Origin of the sequence: Solitalea koreensis, from assembly GCF_900182575.1 — a bacterium.
Classification (GTDB): domain Bacteria; phylum Bacteroidota; class Bacteroidia; order Sphingobacteriales; family Sphingobacteriaceae; genus Solitalea; species Solitalea koreensis.
This window is the reverse complement of record NZ_FXSZ01000012.1, coordinates 46,724-53,016: the sequence shown is the minus strand read 5'-3', so window position 1 is coordinate 53,016 and position 6,293 is coordinate 46,724. Positions and strand designations below refer to the sequence as shown.

At 36.4% G+C, this 6,293-nt stretch carries 4 protein-coding genes; 1 reads left to right on the top strand and 3 read right to left on the bottom strand.

The window, feature by feature from the left end; all coding sequences use genetic code 11:
• Positions 1 to 203 precede the first annotated feature (203 nt).
• Positions 204 to 617, top strand: a complete 414-nt coding sequence (locus FN756_RS13495) for a hypothetical protein (RefSeq protein WP_142604642.1) — start codon at positions 204 to 206, stop codon at positions 615 to 617.
• Positions 618 to 698: 81 nt separating this feature from the next.
• Here the strand turns inward: FN756_RS13495 and lysS are convergent, their stop codons facing one another.
• The 3 genes from lysS to FN756_RS13480 all read right to left on the bottom strand — a co-directional run bounded on the left by lysS (position 699) and on the right by FN756_RS13480 (position 6,268).
• On the bottom strand, positions 699 to 2,411 hold the full coding sequence (gene lysS / locus FN756_RS13490) for a lysine--tRNA ligase (RefSeq protein ID WP_142604641.1): 1,713 nt from the start codon (positions 2,409 to 2,411) through the stop codon (positions 699 to 701).
• Positions 2,412 to 2,517: 106 nt separating this feature from the next.
• On the bottom strand, positions 2,518 to 4,953 hold the full coding sequence (locus FN756_RS13485; RefSeq protein WP_142604640.1) for a TonB-dependent receptor domain-containing protein: 2,436 nt from the start codon (positions 4,951 to 4,953) through the stop codon (positions 2,518 to 2,520).
• A complete protein-coding gene (locus FN756_RS13480; RefSeq protein WP_246085476.1) occupies positions 4,931 to 6,268 on the bottom strand; it encodes an HTTM domain-containing protein in 1,338 nt (445 codons plus the stop codon). Before FN756_RS13480 ends, FN756_RS13485 begins: the two co-directional genes overlap by 23 nt.
• Between the last annotated feature and the right edge of the window lie 25 nt (positions 6,269 to 6,293).

Below are 6,293 nucleotides of genomic sequence, written 5' to 3'. Positions count from 1 at the left end.
CTGTAATCTTTTTGAGTCTTTCTTTGATAACCCTTAAATTCCTGATCTTTCATATAGTTAACACGTCTTGTGTCAACTTATTTCAGGACGCTACAAACAAGTAAATAAAAAAAGGAACCAAAACTACATTGGTTCCTTTTTTTATTTCTATCTATTTTATTATTAACTGATTTTCAATATCTTCAAAAGAAATAATTCAATCTATGGAAATTAAAATTTCAACTACTACTACAATTGAGGAGATAAAATCTTGGTTTTCGGCACAATTCCAACAGCTCAAAATTGAATTTTTTCTTGATGAAGATCACGATGGAAGATTCAGCTCGGAGGATATGATAATGGATAACAATGTTGAGATCGGAAGCATTCGAGAAACAGGATCGGATGGAGTTTTGAAAATCAGTCGCAAAACCACAGTATCTGCATTGGAAAGATTATTTCAAGAAAGCTTCGGCGTAAACGTGGAAGTTTTTCGCAGATCAGGTAACTTATGGTTACTAACCATTGCTACTGATAATTTAAGCTTAAGCGAACAAAATGAATTGGCTGCTGCTAGCTTAAAAAAACCAATCCATGAATCCCAAATCGACTATATCGATTTAAATGAATTAGAATAAATAATTTTCGCTCTCTAATAAACAAGAAGCCTGCAAGACAGTATCATCTGCAGGCTTTCGCATTTATTTTAATCTGGTAATTTACGCAAACCAAGCTTTTACTTCATCAATACTCGGATTCTTAAGATCCAATTTCATTTTCTTTTTCATTCCACCCAAATCGTTGAATACTTTATTTGGATTTGCAGCTTTCAGATCATCAACCATATTAAAGCCCATTTTACGAACAACCTGTACCCATTCTGCCGGAATACCAATTGCCATAAAGTCTTCATCGGTACTCATTTCCACCTTCTTCTCAGGACGCATTTGAGGGAAGAATAATACCTCTTGAATAGTGCTTTGATTGGTCATCAACATGGTTAAACGATCAATACCAATACCCAAACCCGAAGTTGGTGGCATTCCATATTCAATGGCGCGTAAAAAGTCTTCATCCATGGCCATTGCTTCATCATCTCCACGCGCAGCTAATTTGAGCTGTTCTTCAAAACGCTCACGCTGATCAATCGGGTCATTCAACTCTGAATAGGCATTGGCAATTTCTTTACCGTTAACAAACAGTTCAAAACGCTCTACAAGCCCTTCTTCAGTACGATGCTTTTTAGCCAAAGGAGTCATCTCAATTGGATAATCAGTAATGAACGTAGGCTGAATAAGATTATGTTCTACCTTTTCACCAAAAATAGCATCCACCAATTTGCCTTTACCCATGGTGCTGTCTACATCTACGTTTAATTGTTTACACACTTCACGTAGTTGAATTTCGTCCATTTTGGAAACATCAATGCCGGTGTATTTTTGAATAGAACCATACATGCTTAAACGCTCGTACGGGCCTTTAAAATCAATTTCATTTCCCCAAGCCTGAATTTTGGTAGTTCCGTGTAAGGTCATCGCAATTTTCTCAATCACCTCTTCCGTCATTTTCATCATCCAGATATAATCTTTGTAAGCAACATAGATCTCCATTGATGTAAACTCCGGGTTGTGAGTGCGGTCCATACCTTCATTGCGGAACATTTTACCAAACTCGTACACGCCATCAAACCCAGCCACAATTAAACGTTTCAGGTATAATTCGTTCGCAATACGCAAGAACAATGGCATATCCAAGGTGTTATGATGCGTATTAAACGGACGCGCCGCCGCGCCGCCATGTACTGCTTGCAATACCGGGGTTTCTACTTCCAACCAACCGTGAGCATCAAAATACTGACGCATAGTGCTGATCAGTTTTGAACGGGTAATGAATATATTTTTAAACTCAGGATTTACTGTTAAATCAACATAACGCTGACGGTAACGCAATTCAGGATCTGTAAATCCATCGTAAACATGCCCTTCTTCATCGCGTTTTACCACAGGAAGTGGCTTCAATGATTTAGAAAGAACTTTCAATTCTTTAATATGAACAGAAATTTCACCTGTTTTGGTCAGAAACACAAAGCCTTTGATTCCGATGAAATCACCGATATCCAGAATCTTTTTGAAAACAGTATTGTAAAGCGTTTTATCCTCTCCCGGAGAAATATCATCGCGGTTAACATATACCTGAATTCTTCCGGTTGAATCTTGCAGTTCGGCAAAAGATGCACTACCCATTATACGACGGCTCATTATTCGACCGGCTAATGCCACTTCTTGAAAATTGCCTTTTTCAACACTAAACTCCTTTTTAATTTGTTCAGCATGTGCATTAACAATAAACTCTTCAGCAGGATAAGGATTAATGCCTAGATTTCTCAGTTCTTTCATCGCCTCACGGCGTAAAATTTCCTGTTCGTTTAACATATTTATTATGAAGCTTATTTAATATTATAACAAAACCTTCCATTTTATTGAGAAGGTTTGCAAAGTTAAAATTTTTATCGGGAATGAAATTGGCTTAATGCTATATCTAAAATCTGGCTTGAATTGTTAAATAGAAACTCCTACCGTCAGATGGTAAAATACCAGGGCCAGGATAACCTGTTGCTCTGCGGGTATAATATATTTGGTTGGCAAGATTATTCACGCTTCCTTCAAATCGAAGAAACTTATAATCATAAGAAGCTGAAAAATCCATAATATAATACTTAGGAATGACACCAATTGTACCCGTATTGGGATCAGGTATTAAAGCATTAGTTGCATCAGTAAATTGTTCGGATAAATATGAGTATTGGAAAGAGGTTTTAAATCCTTTATAACCAAATGACATACCCGTTTTAAGATTCATATCAGGTACAAATTCAACTTCTTTGCCTTTCACTCCAGGAAGTTGGCTTTCAGTATATTCTGATTTTATAAAAGCTAAATTCCCAAACACACTCCACTTCAAATTTTCATTCTGGCTCTTAACTACTTGCATTAAATTTAATTCAGAATATGACTCTACTCCTACTATTAATGCATTGCCGATATTAGCACGTTTACGCTTTACAAATTTACCATCATCAAACTGAACCTCTCCTATCCTATCTCCATACTTCATTGCAAAAGCACTAATATCATAGTTTACAAACCTGCCTTTATTCCCCCGAATTCCAATATCGGCTGAATATCCATTCTCATCTTTAATATTAGGATCAATAGTAAATGAAGGGTTAACTATTCGAATATCATTGAAAGTAATTGAACGGTAGTTTTGAGAAGCATTCGCATACAACTCTAAGTAATCCTTTGGTTTATAACTAGCCCCCAATCCCAAAAGCATAAAGCTTCTTGGTCTGTTTTGGGTTTCGTTGATTTGCTCATTCAAAATAACATTGCCTGCCAAATCAGTCGCAATGTTTCTGTAGTAGCCATCAGAAATTGTTCTTATATATTCAAAGCGAAAGCCAGGTGTAATAGAAAACTTTGAACTTAAGTTGAAGACGTTTTCTCCAAAAAGAGCTATATTTTTATTGGGGAAACGATAATCAGAAAGCAACTCATCTTCTTTATTAACAAACTTAAAATCTGCATCAGAACCATCGCTGCCAGCACCTTGTTTGCTTCTGTTTAACCCTTCATAATAACGTGTTCCTAAAAGCAAAACAGATGGCAGCTCTTTAATCATATAACGATTTAAAAAACGCGTTTCAATACCCCAGTTAGTAAATTTTCCGTCGATCAAATCGCGCGGACCGCCATTATCAGGTGTAGCTGGACGATTGGGCCTGAAACCTAATGATTCACGCGACGCAACAAGTCCGAATCCCTGTACCGCAATTTTACTACGTTCGGATAATTTATGTTCCAATTCCAGATCAAACAAATTCCAATTCACGTTGAACCAATTACGTTCGCGATTTGATTGAAGAGGATCAGCATAAAACATTTTATCGGTTAACCCACCAGCCTGCTGAGCTAAATAGTTCATATGCGTATACTGTCCGTTAACAGAAGTATTCTCTGTAACTTGGTATTTCAGATTGATATAACCGGTATAAGCATTAAAATTAGAGTTTGGACGGAAGCCATCTCCTTGTTTGTATTGGAAAAATGCGTAATACCCTAATTTGCCGGTAGTTCCTGAGATACTGTTAAATGAATTAAAAAAACCAAATGAGCCGCCAGATTGGCGTGTAACAACTTCAATTGGTTTATCTTCAACAGGCTTTTTCATGATAAAATTGAGCAAGCCTCCAAACTGAGTTCCGTATTGTAAAGAAGCTGCACCTCTAACAATTTGAATGCGATCAATTGCTTCAACCGGCGGCGTATAATAACTTTCAGGATAACCTAAAGCATCAGCGCTGATATCATAACCATTTTGACGAACATTAAAATTAGCCGTACGATTTGGGTCCAAACCTCGCCCTCCAATGCTTAACTGTAAGCCAGCTCCATCATTTTCATAGATATTTAAACCCGCAACTCGCGAATATAGCTGACGAGCATTGTTTGTAGCCAAATTTACGGTCATATTTTCAGGGATAATCAATTCAGATTTTTTGCCTGCAAAAATGGCCATGTTTTCTACTGATCGTAAACGACCAATGCCGAATTCATTATTCTTGTCTTTTATCTGTACTTCTTCAAGATCTTTTTGAATCTCTGACAGGCTAAGATCAAGTTGTATATCTTTACCAGAAATAACTACCTGTTTTGAAAACTGGGAATATCCAAGTAAACTAAAAACGAAATCATAAGTTCCATCAGAAAGATTGTTGACGATGAACCTTCCTTCTTTATCGCTTTTTGATACCACTTTTGAAGGAGCATTTTTGGGCTTTAAAACCACCACAACATTTGGCAAAACCTCTTTAGTAACAGCATCGTTCACCTTACCCAAAACTTTTACCTGTGCAGCTGAGTGAAGTGCTAAAAAGGTAAAAAATAATATACTAAAAGCCTTTAATCGTATCATTAAATGGTAATATCCAGTTTTTATGTTTAAAAGAATCTTCTTGCGTTGCCAGATCAACGTGCGGGTCAATGAACTGAGCATTTTTTCTGCCATTAAGTGTTACGAACACATCCGCAAATACTTTGGGATTTTTAAATCCTAATGCCACATAATGATTTTTAAGGAAATGGGCGTATTGCAGAATCATATCGGTTTGCGTAGACATCATTTTTTCCTGCAAAGGAGTTAAAAATTCATAATTATTAACAATTACCTTTTTGTCCGAAGCCGAATCGTGAACATAAAAAGTTGCATATCCATTTTTCTCCATGAGCATTACTCTCCAAGAAAAACGATAGCCCTCTTCAGTCCAAAACAATTCTCCGGGATATAATAAATACCTAAACGGTACTAATAATTGAACAACAATGAGAACCGAAAATATGGTTAGAATTACTCTATTTGTGGCCGGAGTATAATTAAACGATTTATTAGGCGCTGTAAAGCTGTGGCCTAACTTCAACATTTTCCCAATTTTATTGATAAGCTTTTGATGAAAATCAGCTGAGAAAAAAATTAATGTTGCAACGATCATCACGTAAGGAAACATGCCTATTTGAAACAGCAATGCCGTTAATCCATGAAAAACAATAACTGTTACATAAGCAAATAGCCTTGTTTTTCGATACGATAAAAAGAATACAATGGTAAGATCATAAGCAGCTCCGAACCAACTAAAAACATAAGGAATCCAAGCAGTGCTTAATAAAGGGCCAATAACTGGTAAATCATTTTTTGTAGGAAGCCAAAATTTTAACGGCATAGCATTCAAAAGCCAATCAGAGTTGAGTTTTGCTAATCCGGCATAAATATAAACTGTAGCTAATAACAGTTTTAAAATATCAACGGTCCAGGCAGGAACCTTATCAGCTAAAATTTCTCTGTTTTTCCAGGCATCGGCAGAAAAGCAAACGTTAGCCGGAAGAAAAATCATTACCAAACATGTTAAACTCACAAAATAATAGTGGTTCAAATAGGTGGTTTTATCCATGAGTTCTATGTAGGTAAAACTCAAAAAAAGCGTAATGATCGATATTCTATATTTCCAACCCATAGCAACCAACAACGCCGAAAGCCCACAAATGAAAAAAAGCAAATAGGTGGATGTTCCGATTGGCTTTATCCAATCAAAACCATAATAAGAAAAGAAAATATGCGGCTTTATGTATAACTCTTCAATCCAATTATTTAACCAGAAACGAAGAATACTTATACACAACATCAGCCCGAAAGCAATTCGAAAAACTGCTAAAGGGGCCGATGATGATTGCTTCATAAAATATTGACGTAGCGACAAAGCC

Bases quoted from the DNA above. Each gene is read 5' to 3' on its own strand.
- FN756_RS13495 (WP_142604642.1), top strand. From the start codon at position 204: ATGGAAATTAAAATTTCAACTACTACTACAATTGAGGAGATAAAATCT.
- lysS (WP_142604641.1), bottom strand. From the start codon at position 2,411: ATGTTAAACGAACAGGAAATTTTACGCCGTGAGGCGATGAAAGAACTG.
- FN756_RS13485 (WP_142604640.1), bottom strand. From the start codon at position 4,953: ATGATACGATTAAAGGCTTTTAGTATATTATTTTTTACCTTTTTAGCA.
- FN756_RS13480 (WP_246085476.1), bottom strand. From the start codon at position 6,268: ATGAAGCAATCATCATCGGCCCCTTTAGCAGTTTTTCGAATTGCTTTC.